Origin of the sequence: Streptomyces mutabilis, from assembly GCF_014649815.1 — a bacterium.
In the GTDB taxonomy this organism is placed as follows: Bacteria; Actinomycetota; Actinomycetes; order Streptomycetales; family Streptomycetaceae; genus Streptomyces; species Streptomyces mutabilis.
Map to the genome: position 1 here is coordinate 425,573 of NZ_BMTT01000003.1, position 16,321 is coordinate 441,893.

Below are 16,321 nucleotides of genomic sequence, written 5' to 3' on the forward strand. Positions count from 1 at the left end.
CCAATGCATTAGTCAAAGCAGGGAAAGATGACGTGGTCGAGTACCGGATCGACCGGCGAAGCGGCATACCCGCATACGTGCAGATCGTGCGGCAGACCGAACGGGCGCTCCGGATGGGCGTGCTGCGGGTCGGGGACAGACTCCCGACGGCCAGGGAGGTCGTCGCCGCCACCGCCATCAACCCCAACACCGTGTTCCGGGCCTACCGGGACCTGGAGCAGGCCGGTCTGGTGCGGTCGCGGCGGGGGCTCGGCACCTTCGTGACGCGGTCGCTGGCGCGGCCCGGCGCGGAGGACGACTCGCCCCTGCGCGCGGACCTCGCCGACTGGGTCGTACGGGCCCGCTCGGCCGGACTGGAGCGGGACGACGTGCTCGCCCTGGTCACGGTGGCGCTGGACGCGTACGAAACGCACGGGCACGAGCGACACGAGCACGAGCCGCACGCGCAGGACCCGGGTGACCCGGGGCGGAGACAGGAGGACGACGCATGACGGGTTCCGTCTGTCGCTCCGCCGCCGGACGGGGCACCCTGTCCGGCACGCTCCTGCCCGTCCCCACCCCCTCAAGGGAGGCCGATCCGTCATGCCCAAGGACGCCAAGTCCCCGAAGAAGCTGCGCAGCAACCGCGCCGCGCTCGCCCACAAGGTCGGGTACGCGCTGCGCCACCCCGATCGCGTCGGTCCCTACGTCCGCCGCGCCGGCCGCGACACCTGGCTGCGGCTCAGGCACCCGGACCACGTCGGCTACTACCGGGCGGTGATGAGCTTCGACGCCCGGCGGAGCCCCGAGGCGGCGGTCGGCAGCCGGACGCACGACCGCTGGCTGGCGCTCGGGCAGATGCAGTTCGACTACCTGATCGAACACGGGCTGCGCCCGGAGCACCGCATGCTCGACATCGGCTGCGGCAACCTGCGCGGCGGACGGCACTTCATCGACCACCTCTACACCGGCCACTACTACGGCATCGACATCTCACCGGACATACTGGTCGCCGCGAAGCGGACACTGACCGAACACGGCCTCCAGGCCAAGCTGCCCCACCTGACCCTCACCGGGGACCTCAGGCTGGACTTCCTGCCCGACGGCCACTTCGACGTCGTCCACGCGCACAGCGTCTTCTCGCACTCGCCGCTGAGCGTCATCGACGAATGTCTCGCGCACGTCGGTCGCGTCCTGACCGACACGGGATTCTTCGACTTCACCTTCGACCGCACCGAGGGCACGGAGCACCAAGTGCTCCGCGAGGACTTCTACTACCGCACCGACACGCTGCTCACGCTCGCGGCCCAGCACAGTCTGCACGCACGGTTCATGGAGGACTGGGAGAAGCGGCCGCACGGACAGTCCAAGATTCGCGTCAGCCGCTCACCGCTGCCGTCGTGACCCGAGGCTAGGGCCTCGGATCGATGTGCCGCCGGCGCGGCCGTTCGCCCGCTCCCCCTCGGGCGGCCGCGGCCGCGCAGCGCGGGCAGACCCGGCGGACGGCGTCGGCCGCGCCGCCGGACTCCGGGAGTACGTCGGTCCAGGCGACGCCCGGGAACCTCAAGAGCTGCGAGCGGTGCAGGGACAGGCCGCACACGGTCTCGTTCATGCCCCGCTCCCACGCGTGCACCTCACCGGCCGGCAGCCGGCGATTGTCCTCCTCGTCCCACCAGCGACCGGAGGCCGCCACCCCGTAGCGCTTGGTCCTGGCCATCGGCTCCGCCCACCGCCTTCCTCTCCGTACACCCCCTCGCCGCCCGTCCCGGGTGCCCAGCAGGCCGGGCGTCCACACGCGCGTACGTCCTCCTGTGTGATCACTCCGCAAGCCCTGCCGGTTTCGGGCGTTTCGTCTGCTTAGCATGCGGGGTCCGCGCATCCCGGGCAGGACGCCCTCCCCGTACGAGAGGACAGCAGATGGCGCCCACGGGCCGTCACCGCCGACTGGCCGAGCACGCCTTCTCCCCGCACGACGCCGTGATGGGCGCCGCCGCACGGCACCTTGCCCGCCGGCGTTTCCTCACCGTCACCGCGGCCGCCGCGGCGCTCGCCTTCTCCACCAACATCCCGGCCCGCGGCGCGGTGGCCGCACCCGAGCGCACCGCCCGGATCACCAAGGACCCGTTCACCCTCGGCGTCGCCTCCGGCGATCCACTGCCGGACTCGGTGCTGCTGTGGACGCGGCTCGCGCCCGAGCCGTTCCTGCAGGACGGCGGGATGGGCACGGAACGCGTCACGGTCGAGTGGGAGGTGGCCGTCGACGAGTACTTCGCGGCCGTCCTGCTCCGGGGCACCGCCGACGCCCACGCCGAGTACAACCACAGCGTGCACGTCGACGTGCGGGGCCTGACGCCGGGCACGGTGTACTACTACCGCTTCCGGACGGGCGCCTGGATCAGCCCCACGGGCCGCACCCGCACCGCGCCGCCCGCCGACGCCGAGACGGCCTCGCTGAAGCTGGGCGCCGTCGCCTGCCAGGCCTACCAGGACGGCTACTACACCGTGCTGCGGCACCTGGCCCAGGACGACGTCGACGTGGTCCTCCACCTCGGCGACTACCTGTACGAGTACGCGGTGAACTCGGCGGGTGGCGAGCGCCGCTACACGGACATCGTGCTGCCCGACGTCTTCAACCGCGAGACCGTGACCCTCGCGGACTACCGCCTGCGCTACTCGCTGTACAAGAGCGACGAGGACCTCAAGGCGGCCCACGCCGCGCACCCTTTCGTGGTCGCCTGGGACGACCACGAGACCGAGAACAACTACGCCGACGACATCCCGGAGAACGCCGTCCCGCCGGAGGAATTCCTGCTGCGGCGGGCGGCCGCCTACCGCGCGTACTGGGAGAACCAGCCACTGCGCGCCGCCCAGTTGCCGCAGGGGCCGGACGCCCAGCTGTACCGCAGGCTGCACTGGGGCACGCTCGCCCAGTTCGACATCCTCGACACCCGGCAGTACCGCTCCGACCAGGCCTACGACGACCGGCCGCACCCGCCCGGACCCGAGTCGGACGACCCGGCGCGCACCATGACCGGCGCCGCGCAGGAGCAGTGGCTGATCGACGGCTGGCTGAGCTCGACCGCGCTGTGGAACGTGATGCCCCAGCAGGTCTGCTTCTCGCAGCGCAAGTTCGACGTGACCGCCGACGCCCCGCTGTCGATGGACGCCTGGGACGGTTACCGCGCCTCGCGCGACCGGGTGGTCGCCGGGGCGCGGGCCACCGGGGTGGAGAACTGGCTGATCCTCACCGGTGACGTGCACGTGGGCTACGCCCTCGACGTCAAGGAGGACTTCGACGACCCGGAGTCCGCCACCGTCGGCACCGAGGTCACCTGCACCTCGGTGGCCAGCGGCCGGGACGGCGTGGAGCAGCCCGCCAACTGGGACCTGTACATGCGGGCCAACCCGCACATGAAGTTCTACAACGGCAAGCGCGGATACGTCCGCGCCGAACTCGACCGCGAGGCGGCGCGCCTGGACTTCAGGACGGTCTCCGCCGTCAGCACCCCGGGCGCCCCCGTCACCACGGCCGCGTCCTTCGTCACCGAGGCGGGCAACCCCGGACTGACCCCCGCCTGAGCCCGGTCCGTCCCGCGCGCCCGCGTACTGCACTTGGCACCCACCGCGTCCACCATCGCGCGAAAGACGCCCGGTCCGTACATGGCCGCGGAGCGTCCCGGCAAGGACTGTGACTTCGCCGCACCCGCACCGTGACCCACGGTCCCCCACCGACACCCGCTGTCTCGCACAGCCCTCGAAGGAGGCACATCGCATGGTCGGCAGACATGCCGCGCGCAGCCGCCGCGCCGCCCTCACGGCGCTCGGCGCCTTGGTCCTGACCGCACTCCCCGCCGCCGCGTCGGCCGCCCCGCCGCCCGCTCCGGGACCGGTTTCCGCCGCCCGGACGCTGGGCGCGGAGAAACCCCCGGCGCAGGTGCTGCGCGCCATGCAACGGGACCTGCAGCTGACGCCGGACCAGGCGTCGGCCAGGCTGGTCAACGAGGCGGAGGCCGGCACCCGCGCGGGCATGCTGCGCAACACGCTGGGCGACCGCTTCGCCGGGGCCTGGGTGAGCGGCGCGACCTCCGCCGAACTGACCGTCGCCACCACCGACGCCGCGGACACGGCCGCCATCGAGGCCCAGGGCGCCGAGGCGGCGGTCGTCGAGAAGGGGCTGTCGGAACTCCGCTCGGTCAAGGAGAAGCTGGACGCCGCCGGCGTCCGCACCGAGATGAGCGAGACGCCCGTCCGGTACGTCGACGTCAGGACCAACCGGGTCATGGTCCAGGCCACCAGCGAGTCGGCCGCGGCGGACCTCGTCGAGAGGGCCGGGGTGGCGGGCCGGGACGTCGGCGTCCGAATCTTCGCCGAGCGGCCGCGGGTCCTGAAGGACCTCGTCGGCGGCGACGCCTTCTACATCGACGGCCGGGCCCGCTGTTCCATCGGCTTCTCCGTCACCAAGGACCAGCAGCAGGGCTTCGCCACGGCCGGCCACTGCGGCGAGCCCGGCGCGACGACCACGGGGTTCGACGAGACCGGGCAGGGCACCTTCCAGGCGTCCGCCTTCCCCGGCGAGGACATGGCCTGGGTCGGCGTCAACGCCGACTGGACCGCCACCCCGGACGTCTACGGCGAGGGCGGCCGGAAGGTGCAGGTCGCCGGCTCGGTGGAGGCGCTCGTGGGCGCGTCCGTCTGCCGCTCCGGCTCCACCACGGGATGGCACTGCGGCACGGTCCAGCAGCACGACACGAGTGTCAGCTACCCGGAGGGCACCGTCGACGGGCTGACGGAGACCACGGTCTGCGCCGAACCCGGCGACTCCGGCGGCCCCTTCGTCGCGGGCACCCAGGCACAGGGCATTACGTCCGGCGGCTCCGGTGACTGCACGAACGGCGGGACCACCTTCTACCAGCCGCTCAATCCGCTGCTCAGCGACTTCGGCCTCACCCTGAGGACCACCTCCGCCGGGGCCGACACGCCCGCGCCGCAGGACAACGAGGCGGCGGACGCGTGGGCCGCGGGCCGGGTCTACGAGGTCGGGGCCACGGTGTCCCACGCGGGGCTGCGCTACCGGTGCCTGCAGAACCACCAGGCGCAGGGTGTCTGGTCGCCCGAGGCCACGCCGGCCCTGTGGCAGCGTGTCTGACCGACGGTGAGCCGTCGTGAGGCGTCGGCGCGGGGCCCTGCGGGATGCGGCGCCGCGCCTTCGTCATTGCTCGGCGAGGAGCGCGTAGGCGGTGGCGACGAACGGGTCCCGGGCGCGGAACCGCCGGGTGCAGACCGCGGCCAGGGCCGTGCCGGTGTCGGGCCGGAAGCCGAGGAACGCCTGCTGGCCGATGGTGGCGCCGCTGTGGAAGTACATCGGCCCGCCGTCGGTGGGGTGCCGGAACCACGTCACGGTGTGCACGTGTCGGTGTCCCAGCCCGCGGCGGAGCACCGGCACGCGCACCGACCGCAGCGCGGCGGCGGCCGGTGAGCGGGCGGGGTCGAGGTGCGCTTCGAGGAACGTGAGCAGGTCGTGCGGGGTGGAGCGGACGGCGCCGGCCGCCTGGAAGCCGCCCGCGTCGAAGGGCGGGACCGGGGTCCGGCCGTCCTTGCGGTGGCCTGTGGCGTCGGTCCTTCCGTCCTCCGCGCGCAGGGCGGTGCCGCTCAGGCCGAGGGGGCGCAGGACCTGCCCGGTGATCAGGTCCTCCCAGGCCGTGCCGGTGGCGGCGGCGACGGCGTGTCCGAGGACGGAGACGCCGTAGTTGGAGTAGTGCCAGCGGGTTCCGGGGCGGTGCCCGGGCCCGTGGCGCAGGAAGGCGGCGGTCACTCGCTCGGCCGGGTAGCGGGCGTAGGGGTTGGTGCGCCAGGCGGGCAGGGCCCGGGGGACGAAGTCGGCGGGCAGGGCCGGGAGTCCTGCGGTGTGGGTGATGAGGTGGGCGAGGGTCACGGGGTGCGGGCCGACCGGGCGGCCGGGGTCCAGGCAGCCGGCGGCGGGTTCGGCTCCGGTGAGCACGCCGCGCCGGATCAGCACGGTCAGCAGCAGTCCGGTGAGGGTTTTGGAGGCCGATCCGATCTCGTAGCGGAGGTCTTCCCGGGGGACGGCGGGCGGTGGAGCGGTGCCGCCGCTGTGCAGGGTCCGCCGACCGTGCCGGGAGACGGCGAAGACGGCGTCGGGTGCGTCGCAGGCGTCGACGGCCTCGGCGAGCCGGTCACGCAGGGGCGCCTCGTCGTCCGGCCCCGGTACGGGGGTCGGCGCGAGGTGTTCCTCTTCGGGGTCGCCCGGCCAGGGCGCGGGACGGACCGTCATGACGTGGTGTGCGCCAACTCGCTGAGGGCGCGGGAGGTGGCCAGCGCGGAGGCGAAGACGGCGACCAGCGTCGGGTGGTAGATCATGTCGAACACCGTGTCGGGGTCGCCCTCGGGCATCGTCCGTACGGTGGGCATGGCGCCGTCGGGCTGCTGCGCTGCGGCGAAGGCCTGCCACGCGGGTTCGTCGAGGGTGGGCCGGGGCAAGCAGGCGTCCACGACGAGGAGTTCGCCGAGCAGGTCCCAGCGCTCCAGGTCCAGCCAGTCGTCGATCCACACCGGGAGCCAGGTGGCGAGGTAGTCGGCGATCGGGTCCGGCAGTCCGTCGGGCCGCTCGCCCCAGTCGGTGAGGTGGAAGACGGTGTGGGTGATGTCGTAGGCGGTGTGGCCCTCGACCGTCCACGGTTCGGGGGTGCCGGCCAGCCAGGTGGTGCCCATCAGGTCGGCCTCGGGCGGCCGGGCGGGCAGGCCGAAGCGGCGCTGGAAGGCGGACAGGCCGAGGCGCCGGGTGGCGTCCAGCGGGAAGCGTACCCAGCTGTCCAGCCGGTGGTTGAGAACGGTCGCCCGCTCGATATCGGGCTGGCTGTAGCCCAGCTCCATGAAGGGCAGGTACACCTCGAAGGGCACGGGTGAGAACGGTTCGATGCGCTGCCCTCGCACCAGCATGCGGCCGCCGTCGAGGGTGTCCCGCCAGACGTGATCGAGCAGTTGGCGGGCCAGTCGTGCCTGCCGGGATCCGGCGACGTCCTCGCGGAAGAGCACCTTGCAGATCAGGGCGAGTTCGCCGATCGGCTTGAAGCGCTCCAGGAAGCCGATCTCGGGGTCCACGTCGGGCTGCAGACGGAAGCCGTCGCGGTGGGCCCAGAGCCATTCCAGGGCGTCGACTCCGACGCGGTGGATCAGTCGGGTGTCCGTCATCCGGGCACTCCTTGTCCGGCGCGCTCGACTTCACTCTGCCGTGCCGTGGTGAGGGCCGCGGCGAACACGGCCATCAGGGTGGAGTGGTAGCAGTCGGTGAAGGCGTAGGGGTCGTCCTGCCCCGGTGGGGCGGCGTGCTGGGCGGAGCCCTCCTCGGGGATCGCGCCGCAGGCGTGCTGTGCTGCCGCGACGCGCTGCCAGGCGTCCTCCAGGACGGCCGGCTCGGGCGGGCTCGGCAGGCTCGCCGCCACCGCCAGGAGCTCGCAGCTCAGGTCCCACATGCGGGCCTCGAAGCAGGTGTCCAGCCAGGGCGGCAGCCAGTGCCGCAGGTAGTCCGCCAGGTCCGGTGGCACGCCCTGAGGCGTGCGCCCCCACTCGGTGAGGTGGAAGACGACGTGGGTCAACGCGTATCCGGCCGCGCGTTCGAAGGTCCACGGCTCGGGCAGCCCGCCCAGCCAGGTGCGGACCAGCGCCTGCGGCACCTTGCCGTGCGGGCGCAAGCCGCTGCGCCGCTCGGCCTCCATGACCCCGAGCCGCCGGGTGGGGTACTGCTCGGTGAGCCGCCAGCCGCGGGTGCGGGCCACCACGGCGGCGGACGCCTCGTAGCCGTGGTGGCGGTAGCCGGCCGAGGCGAAGGCCGCGTACACCTCCAGCGGGTAGGTGGCGAAGGGTTCCAACGACTGCATGAGCAGGAACATCTCGCCCTTGTGGGTCTGCTGCCAGGCGAAGTCCAGCAGCTCGGTCACCCGGGCGTGCAGCGGGTCGGACGGCGGGGTGCCGACGGAGACGGACGCGCACACCTGGGCCAGTTCGCCCAGTGGCTTCCAGGTGCGATTGACCTGGCCGTCCGCCGCCAGCGCGTCCTCGCCGAGTGCGAAGCGGTCACGATGGGCGCACACCCAGTCCAGGGCGGCCTCCTCGACCCGCCGGGCGCTCACAGCGGCACCCCGGCCGGCATCAGGCGGGCCGCCTCCAACTGGAGTGCCACCCGGGGGTCGCTACCGCCCATGAGCCGCACGAAGTCGAGGCCGGCTTCGAGACCCAGGGTGGCGGGCACCCCGTCCAGGAGGGTGAGCCAGCGTCCTGCTCCGGCCGCCTGCTGCCAGTCACGGCGGCGTACCGCCCGTACGAAGCCGCGGGCGACGTCCACCGGCCGGCGCCGGGCGGCGCGCATCACCGCGCATTCCTCGCCGGGCAGCGCGAGCGGGGCGAGGACGGCGAGCTGGTGGGTCAGGTACTGCCAGCCGGCGTCGTCGAGCCAGCGGGCGTCGGGTTCCGCGCCCGCGTCGTCGGCGAGCGGGCCGGTCGGGGGTCGTCCCAGCCGGCGCAGGGCCCGGATCATCGCCCAGTGGCTCCATACGACGGTGGGGGCCGCGTCGTCGCGCGGCGGGTGGGCCGCCACGGCGTCCTGGAACACGGTGAGTTGATCGGGGACGGGCTCACACCCCAGCAGGGTGGCGGGCAGCAGCAGGTCGGCGCCCAGGACGCGCACCGCCGCACGCGCGACGCCGCCGCCCGCGCTCACTCCCGCAAGGGTGCCCCCCGCTCGCACGTGGTCTCCGCTCCGAAGAGCGGAGACCACGTCGGAAGCGAGGTCCAGCACCGTTCCCTGAAGAAGGGCTGACGTGCTCGACTGCTCCATGTCACTGCTCCCGTCGGTCCGTCAACCCTTCTTGGGGCGCGGGGTCGGCGGGGAAAGCAGCAACTTGGTGGTTCCGGCCTGCAGGGCGAGCGCGGCGCACTCGCGGCTGTCCCGGAAGACTCCGTCGGGCTCGACGGGGTCGAGTACTGCTTCGATGTCGATGTTCTCGGTGCGGACTTCCTCGAGCACCTTGTCCTCGGAAGGCATTTCACCATCTCCCTCTGGTAGCCAATGGCCTTCACGCCACAGGTGTCCACCAAGCCACAAAACATTCCTCTCTTCTCAAAATTCCCAGAAGGTAAATTTTTCAATGAATCGGACATCTATGGTGACGCTCGCCGCTCGGGCGCCTGGTGCGCGGGTGCGCACCACCCCGCAGAGTCGGCTGGTCGCGGTGACCGGCACCGGGGGTGCGGGCGGCCTCACACCCGGCGCAGCCGCCACACGTGGTCCTCGCGGAAGCCCCCCACGCCCTCTGGCGAGACGCTCGGTCGACGTACGGTCTCCTTGGTCCCGACGGTCCACCCGCCGTCCGGCAGGGCGAGTTCGGCGAGGACCCCGTCCAGGGTGGGGAAAACGGCGTCGAACGGCGGCTCCGTCTGCCAGGATGGCCAGCCGGCGTGCAGGACGAGCAGCAGGGTGCCGCCGTCCGCCACGGCCCGCGCGGCGTCGCGCAGCACCGCCCGCTGGTCGAGTTCGACCGGGGACTGCAGGAACTGTGCGCTCACCAGGTCGAAGGAACCCCCGGGGAACGACCGGCCCAGCTCGTGGCGTTCCCAGACGACACGGTCGCCGACCCCGGCGTCCGCGGCGTGTACGGCGGCGCGTTCGAGTGCGGTGCCGGAGATGTCCACGCCGGTGACCCGCCAGCCGCGCGATGCCAGCCACACGGCGTCCGCCCCCTCGCCGCAGCCCAGGTCCAGCGCCGCACCGGGAGTGAGGTCGCTCGCCTCGCGGACCAGCAGATCGTTCGGGCGGCCACTCCAGACGCGGTCGGTGTCGCGGTACCGGGCTTCCCAGAACTCCGACGCGGGAGCCGTCGCGGGGATGTCGGTCATGATGCCTCCCGGGGCGAACGGGCCGTCTGCTCGGCCGGGCGCGCGACGGCCGCGCGCCGTACGTGCAGGCTGCTCCGGCGGGAGTCGGAACGACAAAGAACTTTGCCGTTCCGGCAACTCGCCGCCCGGTGCGCCCCCCAGGACGCCGGCCGTCAGGCGGTCCCGAGCCCGGCGTCAGCGCGCCACGGCGTCGGCCCCTTCGCCGTCGGGTCCATCCCTTCCCCCCTTTTTGTCTCTTTTGCCCGATGGTTGCGTCATCTTCACTCGCTGCCTGCCCATCACCGGCGCCGGTCCGGGCACCCGGAAGGGCATCATCCATAGCGGAGGGGGACTTGCGGCGTGGTTACCGTTGCCGTCCTGCTGCTGCCCGGACTGGGGCTGCTGTTGTTCACCATGACGTACCTGGAGGACCGGCTCTTCGGCGATCCGGAGCCGCCCCGGCATGCCCGGCGCCGGCATCTGCGGCTGATCCGGGGCGGCCGGGACACGGCTTCGCCGGCCCTGCGCGCCGAGCCGGCCGAGAAGGACCGGTCACCGGGTCGGCACGCCGCCTGACGTCGGGCTCCGGCGCGGCGCGGGGCGGGGAAGGCGCAGCTCGGGCACCCCGTAGGGTGTGAGAATGCCCGAGGTGACCGGAGCGGGGGGAAGGTGCCCCGCGGCTCGGGCCGGGAGAGTCGATGGACATGGACGAACAGCACGAGGGTGACGCCGAGTTCGTGACCTTCTGGCAGGAACGCCGGGTGTGCTTCCTGTCCACGCCGCGCGCCGACGGCACCCCGCACCTGGTCCCGGTCGGGGTGACGTACGACCACGCCACCCGCACGGCACGGGTCATCACGAGCCGGGGCACCGCGAAGGTGCGCAACGTCGAGCGGGCGGGCTCTCCCGTCGTCGCCGTCGGCCAGGTGGACGGCAGGCGCTGGTCCACGCTGGAGGGCGTGGCGACCGTGCGCCCCGACGCCGAGGCGGTCCGCGACGCGGAGGCCCGCTACGCGGCCCGCTACCGGCAGCCCCGGGCGAACCCGGAGCGGGTCGTCATCGAGATCGCCGTACGACGCTTCCTGGGCACGGTGCGCCCTCTCGCGAGGACGCCGGAGGCCTGAGGGGCCCCCGGCGGGTCCGTCACTCGCCCTGGACCGGTGCGCGGTGGCCGAGCCGGCCGGGCCACCACGCGACGGCGCCGATGTCGCGGGCGAGCGCCGGAACCAGCAGCGAGCGCACCACGAGCGTGTCCAGGAGCACGCCGAAGGCCACGATGAAGGCGATCTGCACCAGGAAGGCCAGCGGGATCACCCCGAGGGCGGCGAAGGTGGCGGCGAGCACGACACCGGCCGAGGTGATGACGCCACCGGTGGCGGTCAGCCCCCTCAGGATCCCCTCCCGCACGCCGTGCTCCAGCGACTCCTGCCGCACCCGGGACATGAGGAAGATGTTGTAGTCCACGCCGAGGGCGACGAGGAACACGAACCCGTACAGCGGGACGGAGGCGTCGGTGCCGCTGAACCCGAACACGTGAGCGAAGACGAGCGCCGAGACGCCCAGGGTGGCCACGAAGTTGAGGGCCACCGTCGCCACGAGCAGCAGCGGCATCAGCAGCGAGCGCAGCAGGGCGACGAGGATGACCAGGATGATGGCGAGGACGACGGGGACGATGAGCGTGCGGTCGTGCTCGGCGGTGCGCTGGGTGTCGTACTGCTGGGCGGTGTAGCCGCCGACGAGCGCGTCCGCGCCGGGCACGTCGTGGACGGCCGACCTGAGGCGGGCCACCGTGCTCTTGGCCGCGTCGCTGTCGGCCGGCGCCTGGAGCGTCGCGTCGATCCGCACCCGCCCGTCGACCACCTTCGGGTCGCCGCCTGAGGGGCGGCCGGAGGCGGTCACCGCGTCGGCGGAGGCCACGCCACGGGTGTCGCGGGCCGCCGCGAGGACGGGGTCGAGCCGGTCGGCGTCCGCGATGATCACGGCCGGGTTGCCGGAGCCGCCCGGGAAGTGCCGGGCCAGAGTCTGCTGGGCGGCGACCGAGGGGGCGTCGTTCACGAAGATTTCGTCGAGCGGTACGCCCTTGGAGGTCAGGGTGGGGGCGAAGGCGGCGCAGGCAAGCAGCGCGGCGAGGGAGATCGCCCAGATGCGGCGCGGGGTCCGGTCCACCCGCTCGGCGACGCGGTGCCACAGGCGGTGGCCGGCCTCCGGGTCACCGGCACGGACGGGCCTGGCCGGCCAGTAGGCGGCCCGGCCGAGCAGGACCAGGACGGCGGGCAGGAAGGTGAGCGTGCTCAGGACCGCGCAGACGATGCCGATGGCGCCGACCGGTCCGAGGGCGCGGTTGTTGGTCAGGTCGCTGAGCAGCAGCGCCAGCAGGCCCAGGGCGACGGTCGCCGCGCTGGCGACGACGGCTCCCCAGGAGGCGCGCAGCGCGGCGCGCACGGCGCCGATGCGGTCCGGATGGTGCGGCAGTTCCTCGCGGAAACGGGCGGTGAGCAGGAGCGCGTAGTCGGTGGCGGCGCCGATGACGAGGATGGAGAGGATGCCCTGGACCTGCCCGTCGACGCGGACGACGTCGCGGTCGGCGAGCGCGTAGACGACGGCGCAGGCCAGGCTCAGCGCGAACACGGCACTGATGATGATCACGAGCGGCAGCAGGACGCTGCGGTAGACGAGCAGCAGGATCACCAGCACCGTGACCAGTGCGACGCCGAGCAGCAGCCCGTCGATGCCCGAGAACGCGTCGGAGAGGTCGGCCTGGGAGGCGGCCGGTCCGGCGAGCTGTGCCCGGGTGCCCGGCACCTGCCCGGCGGCCTGCTCGATGTGCTCCAGGACGTCGGGCAGACGGTCGCCGAGGTCGGGTTCGACCTGGACGACGGCCTGGAGGGCCTCACCGTCGCGCGAGGGCACGGCGGGCGACGCGGCGCCGACGATCCCGGGCTCACCCTCCAGCCTCGCGACGGAACGGGTGGCCGCGTCCCCGTGAGCGGTGGCGGCACCGCCTCCGTCCGGGGTCCACACGACGATCACCGGAAGCGTCTCGTCCTGCTGGAAGGCCTTCTGCGCGTCGATGACCCGGGTGGACTCGGCGCTGCGGGGCAGGAAGGATGCCTGGTCGTTGGTGGCGACCTCGCCGAGCTTTCCCGCGTACGGGCCGAGCGTGCCGCCGATGCCGAGCCAGACGAGGAGCAGGACGAGGGGGATGAGCCGGCGGGCCCGGCGGGAGGGGTTGGCCATCGGTGTTCAGGTCTCCTGGTCCTCAGCGGCGCAGTATGGCTTGATCATAAACAATCTCAATGACTGAACTAGTTCGGGTCGCAGTCCGTGTCGTGCCATGCCTACTACTGCCCGGACCCGTCCGCCGGATGCGCCACGCGCCGGGCAGTCAGCGGTCGTCCGACCGCACCATGCCCAGCTCCTCGTTCATGGCCGCCAGGAAGCGCAGCACGACCGCCAGTTCGTCGTCGTCGAAGCGTGCGCGGGTGGCGGCCGCCGCGTCGGCCAGCGGACGGAAGTACGTCCGGGCCGCGGCGCGGGCGTCGGGCACCCAGTGCAGATGGACGACCCTGCGGTCGGCGCTCTCCCGGACCCGGCGCACGTGCCCCGCCCGCTCCAGCCGGTCCACGCACGCCGTCACCGCGCCCGAGGTGAGCCCCAGGTGCTCGCGCAGCCGCCCCGGCGTCATGGGCTCCCGCGCATCGAGGATCGCCGCGAGCGCCTGGACGTCGGTGGCGTGCAGGCCGTGGGTGCCGGCGAAGCCCTGCACGAGGCGGTTGATCTCGCCGTTCATCCGCCGCATCTGCACGGCCAGGGCCTGGAGGTCGCCCGCCTCGGGCCCGGTGCCGGTCCCCCGCTCGCGCGCGTACTGTCCGCGCTGGTTCGCTGTCGCCACGCGGTCAGCGTATAGAAGCCATCGCCCTCCCCGCGGGGCCGCCCGGGACGTCAGGTGAACGGGCCGTTCGGCGGGCGGGTGCCGGGGCTGTCGGGGCGCGCCGTGTGGTCAGGGTGACCGCGGCTGCGGCGGTCCTCCTTCATCTCCGCCTCGTACAGATGGTCGCGGCCCTCGGCGAGCCGGTCCACGGCCTCGCGTTCCAGTGCCTTGAACGCCTCGTAGTACGTCCGGTCGTACGCCTCGACGATCTGGAACGTCCAGTGGCCGGGGATGACGTTGCGTCCGAGGATCTCCCGCTCCACCCGTTCCGCCCACTCGGGGTGGCCCGCCTCACGCAACAATCGCACCGCGCGGTCCAGTTCCAGGTCGGCCGTGCCGGTGAGCTGGTGGAAAGAGAACAAGTGGCCCCGGGCGCGCTCGGTCGTCTCCAGCGCCTTGGACAGGGAGCCGAGGGCCGCCACCGTGCCGTCGCTGACGTCCTCGGGACGCTGGTGCGGGTCTTCCATGCGGGTGTTCTCCTTCCGGTCAGGCCAGCGGGTCGTGGCCCCAGTTCATGAGCGAGTACCGCCAGCGGGTGTCCTCGACGTCGCCCGAGGGGCGCTGGGCCAGGTGGCGGCGGATGTAGCCGACGACCTTGCGCATGTGCCGGTGGTCGTCGTCCGAGAGGTCGCCCTTCTTCGTCCGCAGGATGTCCACGATGCGGCGTCCGGAGGCGTGCCCGGTGGACTCGCCACCGTCCTTGTGCTGTCCGGCGTCCTTGGAGCGGTCGGAGGCCAGCCACTTCTCCAGGTCGGCCGCCGTCATGTTGACCAATTCGCGGAACTCGTCCCAGATCTCCTCGCGCTCATCGGCGTCCACGGCGCCTCACTTCTTCTTGAGCGCGGACGGTTTGTGCACCGCGGACTTACCCGACTTGTCGCTGCGGACCTGGTACTGCGGGTCGTCGGAGGAGGCGTCGACGGTGCGGCCCGCGGCCTCGGTCCGTTCAGTGATCTCCTTCTCCACCTCGCCCTCGGTCTCGGTGCCGTGGGTGCTCCAGGCGACCTTGTCACCCTTGCGGAGTTCGTCGTCGTCGCGCTTCGTCGCCATCTCGGTGCTCCTTCGCTCGCGGATCGCTCGGGGCGGAGGGGAGGAGGCCTCGCCTGCAGCCGCCTCCAACAGCCTGAGCCCCGTGCGCGGGTCACACCACTCGGGGGAGGCCACGGGGCCGTCCTGCACCGGCCGGGCCCGGCGGGCCCGGGTCCCCCACGGGGGCGCCGAAACCGTCGTTCACGACCGAACTATCCTGGCCCAGGTGCCGCCGTCCACCGCCTCACCCTCGTCGCCGCCGTTCCCGGAGCAGCCCGTTGAACACCAGCACAGCCACCCCGGACAGCTACTACGAGCGCATCGACGAGCACCGCTACAAGCCCACCCCGCACGCGGGTGGCGCGTGGAGCGCGGACGAGCAGCACTTCAGCCCGCTCGGTGGCCTGATCGTCCACGCCTTGGACCGCCATCTGACCGGACGTGCCGGTGCGGCCATGTCGCTGAGCCGGATCAGCTTCGACATCCTCGGCCGCCCGGCGCTGGACGAGTGCGAGATACGGGTGGAGACCCTCCGGCCCGGCCGCACCATCGAGCTGGTCGAGGCGACCGTGTGCATCGCGGGCCGCTCGGTGACGCGGGCAAGGGCCTGGCTGCTCGCCGACGTGGACACGGAAGCGGTCGCCGCGGGCGCTGCGCCCCCGCTCGCCCCGCCGCAGGATCTCGTACCCTGGCCCATGGCAGCCCAGTGGCCCGGCGGCTACATCGCCTCACTGGACGTGCGCCCGCTCGCCCCGCCCCGACCGGGCCGCACCACCGCCTGGGTCTCCACCGGCCTCGACCTGGTCGCCGGCGAGGCGGCGAGCCCGCTGGCGTCCTACGTGACGCTGGTCGACACGGCCAACGGGATCGCGGTGCGGCAGTCGCCCGCGGAGTGGATGTTCCCGAACGTCGACCTGACCTTGCACCTGCACCGAGCGCCGCGCGGACGCTGGACGGGCCTGGACACCACCGTGGTCTTCGGCCCCACCGGCCAGGGCATCACCAGCACTGTGCTGCACGACCTGGACGGCCCCGTGGGCAACGCCCAGCAGATGCTCACCGTCCGCCCGCAGCCGTGAGTGAGGGGGCCGGGGTCGACGCGGGACGTCGTCTCAAGCCCTGGCCCGCGGGCGGGTCGGCGACAACGCCCTCCAGCATGCCGGTGGCCTGGCCGACCTCGATCGGGTAGGCGTCCGGGGCACGCAGGCAGCAGCGGATCTCGGCCTTCCGGCAGATCGGCGTCGTGAGGAACTCGGCGTCCAGCACGCTCCATTCGCGGTACCAGCGCTCGATGTCGGCGACCCGGAGGTCGAGGAAGCCGGTGGCCTTGCCCGCATCGGAGGGCGGCCCCGGCGTGACGTCGGGTTCGTCCGGGGTCGGTTCGCCGCTCGGGGTCACCGACTCGGGTGCCGGCAGGTCTTCGCGGCGCATTCTTTTCGCGTCCCCACGCTCGGTGACGGGTCCCCTCCGTGGTGGGCCCCGGCCGCCGCCGTA

General features: G+C 72.9%; 20 protein-coding genes. 7 read left to right on the forward strand and 13 right to left on the reverse strand.

Going from position 1 to position 16,321, the window contains the following annotated elements:
- The first annotated feature begins 32 nt into the window (after window positions 1–32).
- The gene (locus IE142_RS10220; RefSeq protein ID WP_191885400.1) at window positions 33–491 is read left to right on the forward strand and encodes a GntR family transcriptional regulator; all 459 of its coding nucleotides are present in this window, start codon (window positions 33–35) and stop codon (window positions 489–491) included.
- A gap of 91 nt (window positions 492–582) precedes the next feature.
- Entirely contained in the window at window positions 583–1,383 is an 801-nt protein-coding gene (locus tag IE142_RS10225; RefSeq protein WP_191885401.1) for a class I SAM-dependent methyltransferase, read from the forward strand.
- Between the two features lie 7 nt (window positions 1,384–1,390).
- On the opposite strand, the gene IE142_RS10230 is transcribed toward IE142_RS10225, so the two are convergent.
- Window positions 1,391–1,696, reverse strand: a complete 306-nt coding sequence (locus tag IE142_RS10230) for a hypothetical protein (protein WP_043384475.1) — start codon at window positions 1,694–1,696, stop codon at window positions 1,391–1,393.
- A gap of 200 nt (window positions 1,697–1,896) precedes the next feature.
- Between IE142_RS10230 and IE142_RS10235 the strand changes: the two genes are divergently transcribed.
- Complete coding sequence (locus IE142_RS10235) at window positions 1,897–3,558, forward strand: alkaline phosphatase D family protein (RefSeq protein WP_191885402.1); 1,662 nt, start codon at window positions 1,897–1,899, stop codon at window positions 3,556–3,558.
- Window positions 3,559–3,751: 193 nt separating this feature from the next.
- Window positions 3,752–5,125, forward strand: coding sequence for a trypsin-like serine protease (locus IE142_RS10240; protein ID WP_191885403.1), 1,374 nt, complete (start codon window positions 3,752–3,754; stop codon window positions 5,123–5,125).
- 63 nt (window positions 5,126–5,188) lie between these two features.
- On the opposite strand, the gene IE142_RS10245 is transcribed toward IE142_RS10240, so the two are convergent.
- From IE142_RS10245 to IE142_RS10270, 6 genes are all read right to left on the reverse strand, one after another.
- Entirely contained in the window at window positions 5,189–6,271 is a 1,083-nt protein-coding gene (locus tag IE142_RS10245) for a serine hydrolase domain-containing protein (RefSeq protein WP_191885404.1), read from the reverse strand.
- Window positions 6,268–7,188, reverse strand: a complete 921-nt coding sequence (locus tag IE142_RS10250; protein ID WP_191885405.1) for a DUF6895 family protein — start codon at window positions 7,186–7,188, stop codon at window positions 6,268–6,270. The genes IE142_RS10245 and IE142_RS10250 overlap by 4 nt, the downstream gene beginning before the upstream one ends.
- Complete coding sequence (locus IE142_RS10255) at window positions 7,185–8,126, reverse strand: DUF6895 family protein (protein WP_191885406.1); 942 nt, start codon at window positions 8,124–8,126, stop codon at window positions 7,185–7,187. Before IE142_RS10255 ends, IE142_RS10250 begins: the two co-directional genes overlap by 4 nt.
- On the reverse strand, window positions 8,123–8,830 hold the full coding sequence (locus IE142_RS10260; RefSeq protein WP_191885407.1) for a hypothetical protein: 708 nt from the start codon (window positions 8,828–8,830) through the stop codon (window positions 8,123–8,125). The genes IE142_RS10255 and IE142_RS10260 overlap by 4 nt, the downstream gene beginning before the upstream one ends.
- 21 nt (window positions 8,831–8,851) lie before the next feature.
- Complete coding sequence (locus IE142_RS10265) at window positions 8,852–9,037, reverse strand: hypothetical protein (RefSeq protein WP_191885408.1); 186 nt, start codon at window positions 9,035–9,037, stop codon at window positions 8,852–8,854.
- Between the two features lie 215 nt (window positions 9,038–9,252).
- Entirely contained in the window at window positions 9,253–9,888 is a 636-nt protein-coding gene (locus tag IE142_RS10270; protein ID WP_191885409.1) for a class I SAM-dependent methyltransferase, read from the reverse strand.
- Window positions 9,889–10,227: 339 nt separating this feature from the next.
- On the opposite strand from IE142_RS10270, the gene IE142_RS10275 reads away from it, so the two are divergent.
- Window positions 10,228–10,443, forward strand: coding sequence for a hypothetical protein (locus IE142_RS10275; protein ID WP_043384499.1), 216 nt, complete (start codon window positions 10,228–10,230; stop codon window positions 10,441–10,443).
- 122 nt (window positions 10,444–10,565) lie between these two features.
- The gene (locus tag IE142_RS10280; protein ID WP_191885410.1) at window positions 10,566–10,991 is read left to right on the forward strand and encodes a TIGR03618 family F420-dependent PPOX class oxidoreductase; all 426 of its coding nucleotides are present in this window, start codon (window positions 10,566–10,568) and stop codon (window positions 10,989–10,991) included.
- Window positions 10,992–11,010: 19 nt separating this feature from the next.
- On the opposite strand, the gene IE142_RS10285 is transcribed toward IE142_RS10280, so the two are convergent.
- From IE142_RS10285 to IE142_RS10305, 5 genes are all read right to left on the reverse strand, one after another.
- Window positions 11,011–13,104 carry an MMPL family transporter gene (locus IE142_RS10285; RefSeq protein ID WP_191885411.1) on the reverse strand — a complete coding sequence of 698 codons (2,094 nt, stop codon included), beginning with the start codon at window positions 13,102–13,104 and terminating at the stop codon, window positions 11,011–11,013.
- A 148-nt stretch (window positions 13,105–13,252) separates the two neighbouring features.
- A complete protein-coding gene (locus IE142_RS10290) occupies window positions 13,253–13,759 on the reverse strand; it encodes a MarR family winged helix-turn-helix transcriptional regulator (RefSeq protein ID WP_191885412.1) in 507 nt (168 codons plus the stop codon).
- A 50-nt stretch (window positions 13,760–13,809) separates the two neighbouring features.
- Entirely contained in the window at window positions 13,810–14,265 is a 456-nt protein-coding gene (locus IE142_RS10295) for a hypothetical protein (RefSeq protein ID WP_043384510.1), read from the reverse strand.
- Window positions 14,266–14,284: 19 nt separating this feature from the next.
- On the reverse strand, window positions 14,285–14,617 hold the full coding sequence (locus IE142_RS10300; protein ID WP_043384513.1) for a DUF3140 domain-containing protein: 333 nt from the start codon (window positions 14,615–14,617) through the stop codon (window positions 14,285–14,287).
- Between the two features lie 6 nt (window positions 14,618–14,623).
- Window positions 14,624–14,848: a hypervirulence associated TUDOR domain-containing protein gene (locus tag IE142_RS10305; RefSeq protein ID WP_043384515.1), complete on the reverse strand. Its 225-nt coding sequence runs from the start codon at window positions 14,846–14,848 to the stop codon at window positions 14,624–14,626.
- Window positions 14,849–15,105: 257 nt separating this feature from the next.
- Here IE142_RS10305 and IE142_RS10310 point away from each other — a divergent pair, with 257 nt between their 5' ends.
- On the forward strand, window positions 15,106–15,906 hold the full coding sequence (locus IE142_RS10310; protein WP_191885413.1) for a thioesterase family protein: 801 nt from the start codon (window positions 15,106–15,108) through the stop codon (window positions 15,904–15,906).
- On the opposite strand, the gene IE142_RS10315 is transcribed toward IE142_RS10310, so the two are convergent.
- A complete protein-coding gene (locus IE142_RS10315) occupies window positions 15,884–16,258 on the reverse strand; it encodes a VOC family protein (RefSeq protein WP_191885414.1) in 375 nt (124 codons plus the stop codon). The genes IE142_RS10310 and IE142_RS10315 overlap by 23 nt on opposite strands.
- Window positions 16,259–16,321: the final 63 nt, after the last annotated feature.